General features: G+C 63.5%; 10 protein-coding genes, 2 tRNA genes and 3 rRNA genes. 10 read left to right on the top strand and 5 right to left on the bottom strand.

The annotated features are described in order from the left end of the window. Window positions 1-142: 142 nt before the first annotated feature. From LIN44_RS20710 to LIN44_RS20700, 3 genes are all read left to right on the top strand, one after another. Window positions 143-1,114, top strand: a complete 972-nt coding sequence (locus LIN44_RS20710) for a nitronate monooxygenase family protein (protein ID WP_227316114.1) — start codon at window positions 143-145, stop codon at window positions 1,112-1,114. Window positions 1,115-1,118: 4 nt separating this feature from the next. Further along, window positions 1,119-1,586, top strand: coding sequence for a PaaI family thioesterase (locus LIN44_RS20705; RefSeq protein ID WP_227316113.1), 468 nt, complete (start codon window positions 1,119-1,121; stop codon window positions 1,584-1,586). 142 nt (window positions 1,587-1,728) lie between these two features. Next, a complete protein-coding gene (locus LIN44_RS20700) occupies window positions 1,729-2,904 on the top strand; it encodes an acetyl-CoA C-acetyltransferase (RefSeq protein WP_115712659.1) in 1,176 nt (391 codons plus the stop codon). 154 nt (window positions 2,905-3,058) lie between these two features. On the opposite strand, the gene LIN44_RS20695 is transcribed toward LIN44_RS20700, so the two are convergent. From LIN44_RS20695 to LIN44_RS20685, 3 genes are all read right to left on the bottom strand, one after another. Next, on the bottom strand, window positions 3,059-3,733 hold the full coding sequence (locus tag LIN44_RS20695) for a histidine phosphatase family protein (RefSeq protein ID WP_227316112.1): 675 nt from the start codon (window positions 3,731-3,733) through the stop codon (window positions 3,059-3,061). 160 nt (window positions 3,734-3,893) lie between these two features. Then, complete coding sequence (locus tag LIN44_RS20690; RefSeq protein ID WP_227316111.1) at window positions 3,894-4,580, bottom strand: TetR/AcrR family transcriptional regulator; 687 nt, start codon at window positions 4,578-4,580, stop codon at window positions 3,894-3,896. A gap of 202 nt (window positions 4,581-4,782) precedes the next feature. After that, entirely contained in the window at window positions 4,783-5,685 is a 903-nt protein-coding gene (locus LIN44_RS20685; protein WP_227316110.1) for a LysR family transcriptional regulator, read from the bottom strand. A 98-nt stretch (window positions 5,686-5,783) separates the two neighbouring features. Here LIN44_RS20685 and LIN44_RS20680 point away from each other — a divergent pair, with 98 nt between their 5' ends. After that, complete coding sequence (locus LIN44_RS20680; protein WP_227316109.1) at window positions 5,784-6,434, top strand: glutathione S-transferase family protein; 651 nt, start codon at window positions 5,784-5,786, stop codon at window positions 6,432-6,434. A gap of 49 nt (window positions 6,435-6,483) precedes the next feature. Continuing rightward, a complete protein-coding gene (locus LIN44_RS20675; RefSeq protein WP_227316108.1) occupies window positions 6,484-7,455 on the top strand; it encodes a pyridoxamine 5'-phosphate oxidase family protein in 972 nt (323 codons plus the stop codon). A 34-nt stretch (window positions 7,456-7,489) separates the two neighbouring features. Here LIN44_RS20675 and LIN44_RS20670 read toward each other — a convergent pair whose 3' ends face one another. Both LIN44_RS20670 and LIN44_RS20665 read right to left on the bottom strand, forming a co-directional pair. Then, complete coding sequence (locus LIN44_RS20670) at window positions 7,490-7,930, bottom strand: hypothetical protein (protein WP_227316107.1); 441 nt, start codon at window positions 7,928-7,930, stop codon at window positions 7,490-7,492. Between the two features lie 127 nt (window positions 7,931-8,057). Continuing rightward, the gene (locus LIN44_RS20665) at window positions 8,058-9,653 is read right to left on the bottom strand and encodes a 3'-5' exonuclease family protein (RefSeq protein WP_227316106.1); all 1,596 of its coding nucleotides are present in this window, start codon (window positions 9,651-9,653) and stop codon (window positions 8,058-8,060) included. Between the two features lie 485 nt (window positions 9,654-10,138). On the opposite strand from LIN44_RS20665, the gene LIN44_RS20660 reads away from it, so the two are divergent. The 5 genes from LIN44_RS20660 (at window position 10,139) to rrf (ending at window position 15,392) form a co-directional block, all read left to right on the top strand. Then, window positions 10,139-11,670 (top strand): 16S ribosomal RNA (locus tag LIN44_RS20660). A 62-nt stretch (window positions 11,671-11,732) separates the two neighbouring features. After that, a tRNA-Ile gene (locus LIN44_RS20655) sits at window positions 11,733-11,809 on the top strand. 10 nt (window positions 11,810-11,819) lie between these two features. Next, window positions 11,820-11,895 (top strand) — tRNA-Ala (locus tag LIN44_RS20650). A 296-nt stretch (window positions 11,896-12,191) separates the two neighbouring features. Next, window positions 12,192-15,163, top strand: a 23S ribosomal RNA gene (locus tag LIN44_RS20645). A gap of 115 nt (window positions 15,164-15,278) precedes the next feature. Then, window positions 15,279-15,392: ribosomal RNA gene (gene rrf / locus LIN44_RS20640) — 5S ribosomal RNA — on the top strand. Together the 16S, 23S and 5S rRNA genes with 2 tRNA genes alongside form the textbook arrangement of a ribosomal RNA operon. The last annotated feature ends 36 nt before the right edge of the window (window positions 15,393-15,428 follow it).

Here is a 15,428-nt window from a genome sequence, read left to right as displayed (position 1 = left end):
GATTGCGCCGCCCGCAATCGTCGCTTCCGACGAGGCTGTGACGGCGCGCGGCACCGTAAACTGGTGCCGAGAAGGCGGCAGGGCCGGCACATCACGATATTGCGCCGTTGCCTCTGCCGGCGCAGACAGCAAAAGGACCACCATGAAGACACGCATCACCGAATTGCTTGGCATCCGCTACCCGATCATCCAGGGCGGCATGCAATGGGTTGGCTACGCGGAAATGGCCTCCGCCGTTTCCAACGCGGGCGGCCTGGGCATCCTGACGGCGCTGACGCAGCCCACGCCCGAGGACCTGGCGGCCGAGATCCGCCGCTGCCGCGACATGACCGACAAGCCGTTCGGCGTGAACCTGACCCTGCTGCCGTCGATCAACCCGCCGCCATATGCGCGCTACCTCGATGTCATCATCGAGAGCGGCGTCAAGGTGCTCGAGACCGCCGGCAACAACCCCAAGGAGCATATCGCGCGGGCCAAGGCCGCGGGCATCAAGGTGATCCACAAGTGCGTGGCGGTGCGCCACGCGTTGTCGGCCGAGCGGCTGGGCGTGGATGCGGTCTCGATCGACGGCTTCGAGTGCGCCGGCCATCCGGGCGAGGACGATGTGCCAGGCATGGTGCTGATCCCGCAGGCGGTGCGCAAGCTGTCGATCCCGGTGATCGCCTCGGGCGGCATCGCCGACGGGCGCGGCATGGCGGCGGCGCTGGCGCTGGGCGCCGAAGGCGTCAACATGGGCACGCGCTTCTGCGCCACGCGCGAGGCGCCGATCCACGACAACGTCAAGCAGGCGCTGGTGCAGGCCAGCGAGCGCGACACCAACCTGATCTTCCGCACCCTGCACAACACCGCGCGCGTGCTCAAGAACGCGGTGTCGGACGAAGTGGTCAGCATCGAACGCCGTCCCGGCGGCGCACAGTTCGAAGACGTCAAGCACCTGGTCGCCGGCGTGCGCGGCAAGGCCGCGCTCAAGGCGGGCGAGACCGACGGCGGCATCATCAGCGCCGGCCAGTGCGTGGGTCTGATCGACGACGTCCCCACTTGCGAAGAACTGATCAAGCGCATGGTCGCCGATTGCCGCGAGCACCTCAGCGTGGCCTCGCGCTACTTCGCCTGACGCCATGGCGGAGGCGGAAATCGAGGCGGCGCTGGCCCGCGCCATCGCCGCGCCGGCCGCAGCCGGCGCCGACGTGCCCGAAGGCTTTGTCCCGCTGCGGCGGATGAGCGGCTACATGGCCGGCTTCGGCCAGCTCTACCTGCATGCCGAACGCCGCACGCTGGCGGTGCGCATCGACGAGAGCCACCTGAACAACCTGGGTATCCCGCACGGCGGCATGCTGGCGACGCTGGCCGATACCGCGATCGGCATGATGATGTCGCTGGAAACCGGCCGTGCCAAAAGCGCGGTCACGGTCAACCTGAGCCTCGACTATCTCGATTCGGCGCGCCCGGGCGACTGGGTCGAAGCCCGCGTGGAGTTCGACAAGCTCGGCTCGCGGCTGCGCTACGGCACCTGCCGGCTGTTCAGCGGCGAGCGCTGCCTGCTGCGCGCCACGGCAATATTCGCGGTGCTGGCGCCGCGCGCCTGAGCGATGCGGCAACTTCGTCGCTTCCGACGACGCTGGCCGCCACCCCCGGCGCAACAATAGCCATCGACGCTGCCGGCACCGCGCCGGCGTGCCGCACACACAAGGGCTGCCCCGGCGGCCTGCACCGAACCAAGGAGATCACATGGCAGAGGCATATATCGTCGCGGCGGTCCGTACCGCAGGCGGCCGCAAGGGCGGCAAGCTGTCGGGCTGGCATCCGGCCGACCTGGCGGCGCAGGTGCTCGACGCACTGGTGGAGCGCACCGGCGCCGATCCGGCACTGGTCGAAGACGTCATCATGGGTTGCGTGAGCCAGGTCGGCGAGCAGGCCGGCAACGTCGCGCGCAATGCGATCCTGGCGTCGCGCCTGCCGGAAAGCGTGCCGGGCACCTCGGTCGACCGCCAGTGCGGTTCGTCGCAGCAGGCCCTGCACTTTGCCGCGCAGGCGGTGATGTCGGGCGCGATGGACATCGTCATTGCCGCCGGCGTCGAAAGCATGACGCGCGTGCCGATGGGCCTGTCCTCGCAATTGCCGGCCAAGAACGGCTTCGGCGTGCCCAAGAGCCCGGGCGTCGAAGCGCGCTACCCCGGCGTGCAGTTCAGCCAGTTCACCGGCGCCGAGATGATTGCGCGCAAGTACGAGCTCTCGCGCGAACAGCTCGACGCCTACGCGCTGCAAAGCCACCAGCGCGCCATCGCCGCCACCAAGGCGGGCCGCTTCAGCGCCGAGATCCTGCCGGTGGAAGTGCGCACGGCCGACGGCGCCAATGGCGAGATGCATACCACCGACGAAGGCATCCGCTACGACGCCACGCTGGAAAGCATCGGCAGCGTCAAGCTGATCGCCGAAGGTGGCCGTGTCACCGCCGCCACCGCGAGCCAGATCTGCGATGGCGCCGCGGGCCTGATGGTGGTCAACGAAGCCGGTCTGAAGAAGCTGGGCGTCAAGCCGCTGGCGCGCGTGCACAGCATGACCGTGATCGGCCATGACCCGGTGGTGATGCTGGAAGCGCCGCTGCCGGCTACCGAGGTCGCGCTCAAGCGCGCCGGCCTGCGCATCGGCGACATCGACCTGTTCGAAGTCAACGAAGCCTTCGCGCCGGTGCCGCTGGCCTGGCTCAAGGCCACCGGCGCCGATCCGGAACGGCTGAACGTGCACGGCGGCGCGATCGCGCTGGGCCATCCGCTCGGCGGCTCCGGCGCCAAGCTGATGACCACGCTGGTGCATGCGCTGCATACGCATGGCAAGCGCTACGGCCTGCAGACGATGTGCGAAGGCGGCGGGCTGGCCAATGTGACCATCGTCGAGCGCCTGTAAGACAGAGGCGCAGCGGCACAGAGCGGTAAAGGGAGAAGGACCGGCGGCGCGGGCATGTCAAAGTGCCCGCGCCAGCAGCCGGAGAAAGATAAAGCATGGCCGCGAAATCGCGGCCATTGTCATTTGGTGGGCGGCCGGCGCCGGGCCCGCAATGTCAGGCGAAGGTCACGGCGCTGCGCCGGTCGGCACGCTCGAGGTGGGGCACATTGTTGAAGCTCAGCAGACGCTGCACGCCGCGGCCGACGATGATCTCGCAGAACGCGGTATTGCGGAACTGCAGGTTCATTTCGATCGCAGCCTGCGCCGGCGCGCCGAGCAGGTCGGCGGTGGCGCGGCCGATGGCGCCGCCCGAGCTGACCACCAGGATCGCATCCTCGCGCGTGGTGCCCTCGCTGGCCTGCGCCAGCGCGCCGGCAATGCGCGCGCCGAAGTCGGCCCAGCTCTCGGGCATGTCGGCCAGCCCGTCCTGCGTCCAGGCCGCGTAGGCCGCGCGGAAGGTGCGCCAGTAGTCGTTGTAGTCGCCGTTCTGGTGGGCGCGGTGGTCGGCGCCGCCGGTGTGGCAGCGGTACAGCGCCTCGCCGTCGTATTCGTTCAGGCCGGGATGCGAGATCACCGCGGCCTGCGGCTGCCCCATGCCGGCCAGGATTTCAGTGGCGGTATCCTGCTGGCGCACCAGCGTGCCCGCCACGACGCGGCTGAAGCTGATTCCGCGCTCGGCGAAATATTCGCCAAGCCAGCGCGCCTGCTGGCGGCCGGTGGGCGACAGGCAGTCGTAGTTGGCGGCGCCGAACGAGGCTTGTCCGTGACGGACGAGGAAAAGCGTGGCCATGAGCGGTCCCGATATGGCTTTGAGGCGGATAGGGCTGCCTCGGCGCGGGGCCGGGCGTGGGGACATTCTAGGGAGCGCCGGCGCCACCGCCAAGCAAGCGCCGCGCAATTCATAGCAGCCATGGCCCGGCTGCATTACCAGGCTGTACTGGCGGACAGGCTCAGGCCGTCTGGGTCGGACTGACGCCGAGATAGCCTGCCATCAGACGGCTCAGCTCGGTGATCAGCCGTTCGTCGTCGAGGTGCAGCGGGCCGGACTCATTGAGCACGGCGTTGACCAGCACGCTGAACACGGCCTGCATGGCAAAGCGCACGCGCAGTTCGGCCGTATCGGCGGGCAGCGTCAGGCGCGGCACCAGCAGCTGCACCATGCGCTCGACGATTGCTTCACCGTTCTGGCGGTGGGGCAGCCATTCCTCGGGGCGCGTGGAGGCATGGCGCAGCGATGCGCGCATCACGCCGCGGTTGGCCAGCGTGCCGAGCACCATGAACCTGGCGGTCTTTTCCAGCAGCACCGGCGTGGCGACATCTTCCCAGCGTTCCTGGGCCAGGTAGCGGTCGATCGAGGCAGAGGTCTCTTCCATCACCAGCGCGCGCAGGGCTTCGAAATAGGCCATCTTGTCGCGGAAGCGCCCGTAGAAGGCGCCCACCGAGACCTGGCACGCCGCCGCGATCTGTGCCACCGATACCGCGGCAAAGTCGCGCGTCGCAAGCAGTTCGCGGCCTGCGCCCAGCAAGGCCTGCTCGGTCTCGCGGGCACGGCGCTGGCGGGGCGGCTGCAGGATCGAAGGGGTGTCGATACGGGGGAAGGAAGCGTTGGCGGGGAAGCTGGAAGGCGTCGCTGACATGGTCGTATTTCCGTATTCGAATTCGGATTCGAATTTGAAAATACCGGTGCGCACGGCAGCGCGTCAAGGGGTTTTGTCGGCTGGCCCTGCAAATGTCCCGGGTAGATGCCGAGTGGCGCACGACGGTGCAAGCCCGCTCCTTTGCGCTTTGCCAGGCCGAACGATCAGAACATTCCGAACGCGAGCGCGGGAGGATACGGGTTCAGTTGAACCTCGGGCTCAGCTCGTCGCGCATCCAGTCGATGAAGGCGCGCGTGCGCGCCGGCAGCAGCCGCGCGTGGGGATAGATCAGCGACAGCGGCCACGCCGGCAGTTCGAAATCCTCCAGCACGATGCGCAGCTTGCGCTCCTCCACCAGTTGCGCGACCTGGTACGACAGGAAATGGCCGAAGCCGGCACCGGCGGCGCAGGCGGCCACGGCGGGGGCGGTCTGGTTGAATTCCAGGTTGCCGGACACCGGCACATGGAACTCGCGTTCGCCATCGCGGAACGACCACCAGTGCGCATGGTTGCCGGTGAAGCGCACGCAGTTGGCGCTCGCCAGCGCCTCCGGATGGCGCGGCACGCCGTGCTTGCGCAGGTAGCCGGGCGTGGCGACCACCACGCGCCGGATATGGCCGACGGATCGCGCCACCAGCGTGGAGTCGGCCAGCGGGCCGATGCGCACGCCCACGTCCAGGTCTTCCTCGAGCAGGTTCACCACCCGGTCGGTGAACTCCATGCGGCAGCGCACGCGCGGATAGCGCTGCACGAAGCGCGTCACCGCCGGCGCCACGTACAGCTGGCCGAACAAGACCGGCGCGGTCAGCGTGAGCTGGCCGCTGGGCTCGACATGGCTGGCGCTCAGTCCCGCCTCGACTTCGTCGATATTGGCCAGGATGCGCCGGCAGCCGTCCAGGTAGCTGCGCCCCTCGGCGGTCAGCGACAGCCGCCGCGTGGTGCGGTTCAGCAGCCGCACCTGCAGTTCGGACTCGAGCGCCGCCAGCGTACGCACCACCGCCGGCAGCGAGGTGCGCAGCGACGCCGCCGCGGCCGTCAGGCTGCCTTCGTCGACGATCCGAACAAAGGTCTGCATTGCACGTAGCTTGTCCATGGCGCCAAACATTACTCCATTTTCTGGAGTAGTCAAATACCAATGGCCCTATTTATTCCAGCGTCGCCCGCACCGAGAATCCGTCCATACCAACCGCTGAGGAGAGTGCCATGCAGCAGACCAATCCCCCCGCAGTGCCCGCCAGGCCGCTGGTGCTGTACCGTTCGCCGCTGTCCGGCCACGCGCATCGCGCCGAACTGATGCTGGGGCTGCTGGGCTTGCCGTACCGGCTGGTGGACGTCGACCTGCGCGGCGGCGAGCAGCGCAGCGAGGCCTTCCTGCGCCTGAACCCGTTCGGCCAGGTGCCGGTGCTGGACGACGACGGCGTGGTGGTGGGCGATTCCAACGCGATCCTGGTCTACCTGGCCACGCGCTATGACGACGGCCGCTGGTTGCCGCGGGATCCGCTCGGTGCGGCCCGCGTGCAACGCTGGCTGTCGGTGGCTGCCGGCGAGATTGCATTCGGCCCGGCTGCGGCGCGCCTGGGCGTGCTGTTCGGCCGGCCGGTGCCGATGGAAGATGCCGTCGCCCGCGCGCAGCGGCTGTTCACGCTGATGGAGTCGGTGGTGGCCGGGGGCGCTTTCCTGGCCGCCGATCACGCCACCATTGCCGATGTGGCCGCCTACAGCTATATCGCCCGCGCCGAGGAAGGCAACGTGCCGCTGGCCCCGTACCCCGCGCTAAATGCCTGGCTGCGCCGGGTCGAAGCCTTGCCGGGCTTCGTGCCGATGGTGGTATCGAAGCCCGGCCTGGCTGCCTAGCCATCGCGTCCGCCGAACGTCGAGCGATTCACCTTCCCGGGAGCCGATCATGGACCTGCCCACCTGGCCGCATGCCGGCCTGCCCTTCCACGCTGGCGAACTCGCGGCGCAGCAGCGCGCCGGCAAGCGCGAGCGGATGGCCGCGGCGGGTCCGCGCGTGATCCGCGGCGAGATGCCGGAACAGCACCGCACGTTCTTCGCGCAGCTGCCGTTCCTGCTGGCCGGCGCGGTCGATGCCGACGGCATGCCGTGGGCCACGCTGCTGGTCGGGCCGCCAGGGTTTGCGCAGACGCCTGACGCCACGCATCTGCGCATCGACGCCGTGCCGCTGCCCGGCGATCCGCTCGCTGCGGCGCTGGAGCAGGGCGCGCGCATCGGGCTGCTCGGCATCGAGCTGCACACGCGCCGGCGCAACCGCATGAACGGGATCATCGTGGCGCGGGATGAGGCGGGGCTCACGGTCGAGGTCGAGCAGAGCTTCGGCAACTGTCCGCGCTACATCCAGCTGCGCGACGTCGCCGTTGCCGAGCCTGCCGCCGCGCCTGCGCCGTGGCATGGCGACGCACTCGACGCGCGGGCCAGCGCGTGGCTGCGCGGCGCCGATACACTGTTCATCGCGTCCAGCCATACCGCGTCGCAGGACGAGGGCGAGCACACCGGCGGTGTCGATGTCTCGCACCGGGGCGGCAAGCCAGGTTTTATCCGCGTGGACGACGCCCGGACCCTGACGTTCCCGGATTTCAATGGGAACAATTTCTTCAACACGATTGGCAACCTGCTGGCCGACCCCCGCGCGGGCATCGTCGTGCCGGACTTTGCCGACGGTTCGCTGCTGCATGTGGGCGGGCGCGCCGAAGTGATCTGGGAAGGGGAGGAACTGGCCGCCTACGCCGGCGCCGAGCGCCTGGTGCGCCTGCATGTCGAGCGCGTGGTGCGGCGCGAGCGCGCGCTGCCGCTGCGCTTCGCCTTCCGGGAATTCTCGCCGGTGCTGGCCGATACCGGCGCGTGGCCGGAACGCTGAGCGCGGTGGGACAGGAGCGGGGCAACGGCTGCGTTCAGCCGCGGGCCCGATATTTGAGCGCGGCGCAGCGCCCGGCCAGCGCGGTAATGCAGCAGGCATCGCCGCGCCACTCGCCGCCAGTCACGATGCCATTGGGGTCGGCGATCAACTTGCGCTGGCACTGCCCCGGCACGAGCGTGCGCTCCATGCCGGCATCGCGCGGGCCGCTGCCCGGCGGCCGCGCGGTCGGGACGGAATCGGTCCAGACATAGGCGGTGCCGACGGGAAGGGCCTGCACCGCCTGCGGCGGACCCCACTGGCGTTTCGCTTCATCGACCGGCACGCGCTGCCAGGAGTCGATGATGTCTTGCATCGCGCTTGTCCCGATCCCCGCGCAGGCCGCCGCAAGCGTCGCCGCGCACAGGGCAGCGGCGCGCGCATGGCTGCGCCCGATCGATCGGGCGGCATATGCAAGTCGGGCTGGATTGGCGGGCATGGCGGCTCCACATCGGCGCAGCCGGCGGCAAGGGCCGGTTTGTGGAGACTAGTGGAGCCGTCACATCGTTTGCAAGCGCGTTGTGGGGGCTGGCGTACGGATGGCCGGAACCTGCGGCAAGGGCTGCTCAGTCGGCAAACAAGCCCAGGGTTTGCTGCCCGGCGCTGGCAGCAGATTTGCGCGGCGCCATCGCGGTAGCCGCGCGCGCAGGGCGCGGGGGTTCGGCGGGCGCTTCCGGCGCAGTCAGCGTGAAAGCGCGCTGCACGGACAGCGGCAGCGCGTCCGGCATCCATTGATCCCGGCGCGGCGCGAGGATCTGATAGGTGTCCAGGTCGAAATGCGCGGGCGCGGAGGCCAGCGTGCTGGCTTCCTCCAGCGTGGCCGCGCAGCCCAGGTAGCACCATTCGTCCACGACATGCCACCATGCGCGCCCGCCGTGTTGCTCGCGCCAGGCCACCGCGCCGTCGTACGGCCACGGCAGCAGCGCGATCGGCGCCAGCGCTGCGGCCAGACGGGCCCGGTGTTCGCGCGACGATTCCACGCCGACGCACGCGCCGGCGCAGCGGTGGACCTGTCGCGCAAAGCAGGGACTGCCACGGCGCGTGGTTTTCTCCAGCGACAGCGTCGCCATGCACAGGCCGTGCTCCTCGGCCAGCGCGCGCAAGCGCGCTTCGGCCGCGCCGCGGCTGCCAAAGACGCCGAACAGGCCGCGATGCCGGCAGAAGTCCGTGTCGCGATCCGAGCGCAGGCGCGGCACCGGCAACTGCTGCGGCAGCTCCCAGGCGTACAGGCGCGTATTCCGGCGCAACAACTGGTTGTGCACCGGCTGCATCGCCTTGACGAGTTGCGCTTCCAGCAACAGCGCGCCGGTTTCGCCGCCGGTTTCCCGCCACTCGACCCGGCGCACCAGCCGCGCCAGCCGCATATCCTTGCCATACCGGTAGTCGCCGGAAAAATGCGCGCCGATGCGCTGGCGCAGATGCACGCTCTTGCCGACATAGAGCGGCACGTCCTCGTCGCCGTAGAAGATATAGACGCCCGGCGCCGCGGGCACGTCTTCGAGTGCGGTTTCTTCCAGGCCTGCCGGCAGGCTGGCGCGGCGCACCAGCGTGCGCACGGCCGCTTCCACCAGGTCGACCGAATAGGTGGCGTGAATCTTCTGCCAGAACTGCCAAAGCAGCTCGGCATCGGCCAGCGCGCGGTGCCGGCCCTTGGGCGTCAGGCCGAAGCGGGCGATCAGCGCGTCCAGGCCATGGCGCTCGACTGACGGGAACAGCGACCGCGAGAGCCTTACGGTACACAGCACGTCGGCACGAAACGTCACGCCGGCGCGCCGGAATGCATTCTTCAGGAAGCCATAATCGAAGCGTGCGTTATGGGCCACGAACAGGCGGCCCTGCAGGCGCTCCACGAGCGACTCCGCCAGGGATTCAAAGGTCGGCTGACCGCGCACCATGTCGTCGCTGATGCCGGTCATGCGCTGGATAAACGGCGGAATCGACATGCCGGGATCGAGCAGGGTGTCCCATTCGACAATGCCGTCCGGGCCAACTTCGACCACTCCGATCTCGGTGATGCGGTCACGCTGGGCGTCCGCGCCGGTGGTCTCCAGGTCGACAAAGACGATAGGACGCGACAGCGCCGCGGCCAGTGACTGCGCGTCGAGCAGGCGGGTACCGTCCGCTGGCAGGCGCGACGGTTGATAGGTAGGCAAGTCAGGCATTTGCCGATTTTAAGGGCCCGCCGATGGCGGCACGAAGAAGTTTTCAAATACCCCCTTGCCAACCCCGCCGCGCTCGCTTACTATTCGCCCCCTCGCAACACGACGCGGCCCCTGCAAGGCAGGCGCAGCAACGGTTGCGGGGTTGGCCGGAAGGCTGGCGCAGCAAGGTTTGCAGCGCCGGCGGCAGCAAAAAAGATTGCTGCGAACGGTTGACGAAACGAAGAAAGCTCTGCATAATCTCGTTTCTCTGCTGCAGACAACGCAGCGCGCTGAACGGCAAAGCCGGGTGGCGAAGTTCTTTAACAAACAAACAACCGATAAGTGTGGGCGCTGGGTAGCGGACGCCACTGTCTACGGACAGTGATGCTTCAAGTTATACAGTGCTCGCACAGCAAAACGTGACTGGATCTTCGGATCTGGTCAGTCAGTTTTCTGAGAGTGAGCGACCGCTCGAAAGAGCGAGCCCTTCGGGGCACACAGAGATTGAACTGAAGAGTTTGATCCTGGCTCAGATTGAACGCTGGCGGCATGCCTTACACATGCAAGTCGAACGGCAGCGCGGGCTTCGGCCTGGCGGCGAGTGGCGAACGGGTGAGTAATACATCGGAACGTGCCCTGTCGTGGGGGATAACTAGTCGAAAGATTAGCTAATACCGCATACGACCCGAGGGTGAAAGCGGGGGACCGCAAGGCCTCGCGCGATAGGAGCGGCCGATGTCTGATTAGCTAGTTGGTGGGGTAAAGGCCTACCAAGGCGACGATCAGTAGCTGGTCTGAGAGGACGATCAGCCACACTGGGACTGAGACACGGCCCAGACTCCTACGGGAGGCAGCAGTGGGGAATTTTGGACAATGGGGGCAACCCTGATCCAGCAATGCCGCGTGTGTGAAGAAGGCCTTCGGGTTGTAAAGCACTTTTGTCCGGAAAGAAATGGCCTGGGTTAATACCCCGGGTCGATGACGGTACCGGAAGAATAAGCACCGGCTAACTACGTGCCAGCAGCCGCGGTAATACGTAGGGTGCGAGCGTTAATCGGAATTACTGGGCGTAAAGCGTGCGCAGGCGGTTTGATAAGACAGGCGTGAAATCCCCGAGCTCAACTTGGGAATGGCGCTTGTGACTGTCAGGCTAGAGTATGTCAGAGGGGGGTAGAATTCCACGTGTAGCAGTGAAATGCGTAGAGATGTGGAGGAATACCGATGGCGAAGGCAGCCCCCTGGGACGTGACTGACGCTCATGCACGAAAGCGTGGGGAGCAAACAGGATTAGATACCCTGGTAGTCCACGCCCTAAACGATGTCAACTAGTTGTTGGGGATTCATTTCTTCAGTAACGTAGCTAACGCGTGAAGTTGACCGCCTGGGGAGTACGGTCGCAAGATTAAAACTCAAAGGAATTGACGGGGACCCGCACAAGCGGTGGATGATGTGGATTAATTCGATGCAACGCGAAAAACCTTACCTACCCTTGACATGCCACTAACGAAGCAGAGATGCATTAGGTGCCCGAAAGGGAAAGTGGACACAGGTGCTGCATGGCTGTCGTCAGCTCGTGTCGTGAGATGTTGGGTTAAGTCCCGCAACGAGCGCAACCCTTGTCTCTAGTTGCTACGCAAGAGCACTCTAGAGAGACTGCCGGTGACAAACCGGAGGAAGGTGGGGATGACGTCAAGTCCTCATGGCCCTTATGGGTAGGGCTTCACACGTCATACAATGGTGCGTACAGAGGGTTGCCAACCCGCGAGGGGGAGCTAATCCCAGAAAACGCATCGTAGTCCGGATCGTAGTCTGCAACTCGACTACGTGAAGCTGGAATCGCTAGTAATCGCGGATCAGCATGCCGCGGTGAATACGTTCCCGGGTCTTGTACACACCGCCCGTCACACCATGGGAGTGGGTTTTGCCAGAAGTAGTTAGCCTAACCGCAAGGAGGGCGATTACCACGGCAGGGTTCATGACTGGGGTGAAGTCGTAACAAGGTAGCCGTATCGGAAGGTGCGGCTGGATCACCTCCTTTCCAGAGGCTTGTGTCTCAAGCCTAGCGTTCACACTTATCGGTTTGTTTGCTGTTACAGCCAAGGGTCTGTAGCTCAGGTGGTTAGAGCACCGTCTTGATAAGGCGGGGGTCGTAGGTTCAAGTCCTACCAGACCCACCAAGTTATCCGAGGGGGATTAGCTCAGCTGGGAGAGCACCTGCTTTGCAAGCAGGGGGTCGTCGGTTCGATCCCGTCATCCTCCACCACTACCTCTGATTGAGTGAGTACGGATACCTGGAGTTGGTTGTCAAAGGAAAGCGCTTGCTGAGTGCTTTCCTTTGGCATTGCCAAGCGATCGCAAGATCGGCTGTTCTTTAACAATATGGGATGTAGTAAAGGTGTCGCGGTGCTTTGATGAGAAGCACAGTTGTATAGCGCGATACCGGGTTGTGATTGTATCAACCAAATGTATTTTAAAGTGATCGAAAGATGACTTGGAATACGGCACAAATGCGAGAACTCAACCTGTAGTGAGCGTGTCTTCGAGACACACTTGTTATAGGGTCAAGCGAACAAGTGCATGTGGTGGATGCCTTGGCGATCACAGGCGATGAAGGACGCGGTAGCCTGCGAAAAGCTTCGGGGAGCTGGCAAACGAGCTTTGATCCGGAGATGTCCGAATGGGGAAACCCGGCCCGTATGGGTCATCCCTTGCTGAATACATAGGCAAGGGAAGCGAACGCGGCGAACTGAAACATCTAAGTAGCTGCAGGAACAGAAATCAACCGAGATTCCCAAAGTAGTGGCGAACGAAATGGGAAGAGCCTTGCACTCTTTAGCAGGACTGTTAGCAAAACGGGATGGAAAGCCCGGCCATAGCAGGTGATAGCCCTGTATGCGAAAACAGACTTGTGGAACTAGGTGTGCGACAAGTAGGGCGGGACACGTGAAATCCTGTCTGAAGATGGGGGGACCATCCTCCAAGGCTAAATACTCGTGATCGACCGATAGTGAACCAGTACCGTGAGGGAAAGGCGAAAAGAACCCCGGGAGGGGAGTGAAATAGATCCTGAAACCGCATGCATACAAACAGTCGGAGCCCTTTCGGGGGTGACGGCGTACCTTTTGTATAATGGGTCAGCGACTTACATTCAGTGGCAAGCTTAACCGATTAGGGAAGGCGTAGCGAAAGCGAGTCCGAACAGGGCGTTGAGTCGCTGGGTGTAGACCCGAAACCAGATGATCTATCCATGGCCAGGTTGAAGGTGCGGTAACACGTACTGGAGGACCGAACCCACTAACGTTGAAAAGTTAGGGGATGAGCTGTGGATAGGGGTGAAAGGCTAAACAAATCTGGAAATAGCTGGTTCTCTCCGAAAACTATTTAGGTAGTGCCTCGTGTCTCACCTTCGGGGGTAGAGCACTGTCATGGTTGGGGGGTCTATTGCTGATTACCCCGCCATAGCAAACTCCGAATACCGAAGAGTGCAATCACGGGAGACAGACATCGGGTGCTAACGTCCGGTGTCAAGAGGGAAACAACCCAGACCGCCAGCTAAGGTCCCCAAGATTGGCTAAGTGGGAAACGAAGTGGGAAGGCTAAAACAGTCAGGAGGTTGGCTTAGAAGCAGCCACCCTTTAAAGAAAGCGTAATAGCTCACTGATCGAGTCGTCCTGCGCGGAAGATGTAACGGGGCTAAGCCAGTCACCGAAGCTGCGGACGCGTGCGTTCCTTTAAGTGCACCAAGCTTGTCGATGCGCAGCATCGACAAAGCCACCAACAATGATCGTGGGTGGTTGTGCTAGTGGATTTAAAGGAGCGCACGCGTGGTAGGAGAGCGTTCTGTAAGCCTGTGAAGGTGTCTTGTAAAGGATGCTGGAGGTATCAGAAGTGCGAATGCTGACATGAGTAGCGATAAAGGGGGTGAAAGGCCCCCTCGCCGTAAGCCCAAGGTTTCCTACGCAACGTTCATCGGCGTAGGGTGAGTCGGCCCCTAAGGCGAGGCAGAGATGCGTAGCTGATGGGAAGCAGGTTAATATTCCTGCACCGTCGTATGATGCGATGGGGGGACGGATCGCGGAAGGTTGTCCGGGTGTTGGAAGTCCCGGTCCCTGTAGTGGAGAAGGCGCTTAGGCAAATCCGGGCGCGTAATTCAAGGCTATGGGGCGAGCGGCCTAGTGCTGCGAAGCAATTGGAAGTGGTTCCAAGAAAAGCCTCTAAGCTTCAGTCATACGAGACCGTACCGCAAACCGACACAGGTGGGCGAGATGAGTATTCTAAGGCGCTTGAGAGAACTCGGGAGAAGGAACTCGGCAAATTGGTACCGTAACTTCGGGATAAGGTACGCCCTGGTAGCTTGACTGGCCTGCGCCAGAAGGGTGAAGGGGTTGCAATAAAATGGTGGCTGCGACTGTTTAATAAAAACACAGCACTCTGCAAACACGAAAGTGGACGTATAGGGTGTGACGCCTGCCCGGTGCCGGAAGATTAAATGATGGGGTGCAAGCTCTTGATTGAAGTCCCGGTAAACGGCGGCCGTAACTATAACGGTCCTAAGGTAGCGAAATTCCTTGTCGGGTAAGTTCCGACCTGCACGAATGGCGTAACGATGGCCACACTGTCTCCTCCCGAGACTCAGCGAAGTTGAAGTGTTTGTGATGATGCAATCTCCCCGCGGCTAGACGGAAAGACCCCATGAACCTTTACTGTAGCTTTGCATTGGACTTTGAACCGATCTGTGTAGGATAGGTGGGAGGCTTTGAAGCGTGGACGCTAGTCTACGTGGAGCCGTCCTTGAAATACCACCCTGGTTTGTTTGAGGTTCTAACCTTGGCCCGTGAATCCGGGTCGGGGACAGTGCATGGTAGGCAGTTTGACTGGGGCGGTCTCCTCCCAAAGTGTAACGGAGGAGTTCGAAGGTACGCTTGGTACGGTCGGACATCGTACCTAAAGTGCAATGGCAAAAGCGTGCTTAACTGCGAGACCGACAAGTCGAGCAGGTGCGAAAGCAGGACATAGTGATCCGGTGGTTCTGAATGGAAGGGCCATCGCTCAACGGATAAAAGGTACTCTGGGGATAACAGGCTGATACCGCCCAAGAGTTCATATCGACGGCGGTGTTTGGCACCTCGATGTCGGCTCATCTCATCCTGGGGCTGTAGCCGGTCCCAAGGGTATGGCTGTTCGCCATTTAAAGAGGTACGTGAGCTGGGTTTAAAACGTCGTGAGACAGTTTGGTCCCTATCTGCCGTGGGCGTTGGAATCTTGACGGGGGCTGCTCCTAGTACGAGAGGACCGGAGTGGACGTACCGCTGGTGTACCTGTTGTCTCGCCAGAGGCATCGCAGGGTAGCTATGTACGGAAGAGATAACCGCTGAAAGCATCTAAGCGGGAAACTCGCCTGAAGATGAGGATTCCCTGGAGGCTTGACCTCCTTGAAGGGTCGTTCGAGACCAGGACGTTGATAGGCTGGGTGTGGAAGCGCAGTAATGCGTTAAGCTAACCAGTACTAATTGCCCGTAAGGCTTGATCCTATAACCAGTGTGTTTCACCTGGTTGATCGTCGCCTTGTGCCTCGATACACACACAACCAACACTACATCCCGATTCGTGACGCTGTCCCATCCGACAGCGCCACAACCCCTCATGCCTGGTGACCATAGCGAGTTGGAACCACCCCTTCCCATCCCGAACAGGTCCGTGAAACGACTCCGCGCCGATGATAGTGCGGATTACCCGTGTGAAAGTAGGTCATCGCCAGGCTCTTATCCCCAAAACCCCTCGACAGCGAACGCTGCG

Source organism: Cupriavidus sp. MP-37, from assembly GCF_020618415.1.
Lineage (GTDB): Bacteria > Pseudomonadota > Gammaproteobacteria > Burkholderiales > Burkholderiaceae > Cupriavidus.
The sequence above is the reverse complement of the archived record's forward strand: the minus strand, read 5'-3'. Positions and strand labels throughout refer to the sequence as shown.

Coding starts and splice junctions, on each gene's coding strand:
- LIN44_RS20675 (WP_227316108.1), top strand. CDS start 6,484: ATGGACCTGCCCACCTGGCCGCATGCCGGCCTGCCCTTCCACGCTGGC.
- LIN44_RS20705 (WP_227316113.1), top strand. CDS start 1,119: ATGGCGGAGGCGGAAATCGAGGCGGCGCTGGCCCGCGCCATCGCCGCG.
- LIN44_RS20695 (WP_227316112.1), bottom strand. CDS start 3,733: ATGGCCACGCTTTTCCTCGTCCGTCACGGACAAGCCTCGTTCGGCGCC.
- LIN44_RS20670 (WP_227316107.1), bottom strand. CDS start 7,930: ATGCCCGCCAATCCAGCCCGACTTGCATATGCCGCCCGATCGATCGGG.
- LIN44_RS20700 (WP_115712659.1), top strand. CDS start 1,729: ATGGCAGAGGCATATATCGTCGCGGCGGTCCGTACCGCAGGCGGCCGC.
- LIN44_RS20680 (WP_227316109.1), top strand. CDS start 5,784: ATGCAGCAGACCAATCCCCCCGCAGTGCCCGCCAGGCCGCTGGTGCTG.
- LIN44_RS20685 (WP_227316110.1), bottom strand. CDS start 5,685: ATGTTTGGCGCCATGGACAAGCTACGTGCAATGCAGACCTTTGTTCGG.
- LIN44_RS20690 (WP_227316111.1), bottom strand. CDS start 4,580: ATGTCAGCGACGCCTTCCAGCTTCCCCGCCAACGCTTCCTTCCCCCGT.
- LIN44_RS20710 (WP_227316114.1), top strand. CDS start 143: ATGAAGACACGCATCACCGAATTGCTTGGCATCCGCTACCCGATCATC.
- LIN44_RS20665 (WP_227316106.1), bottom strand. CDS start 9,653: ATGCCTGACTTGCCTACCTATCAACCGTCGCGCCTGCCAGCGGACGGT.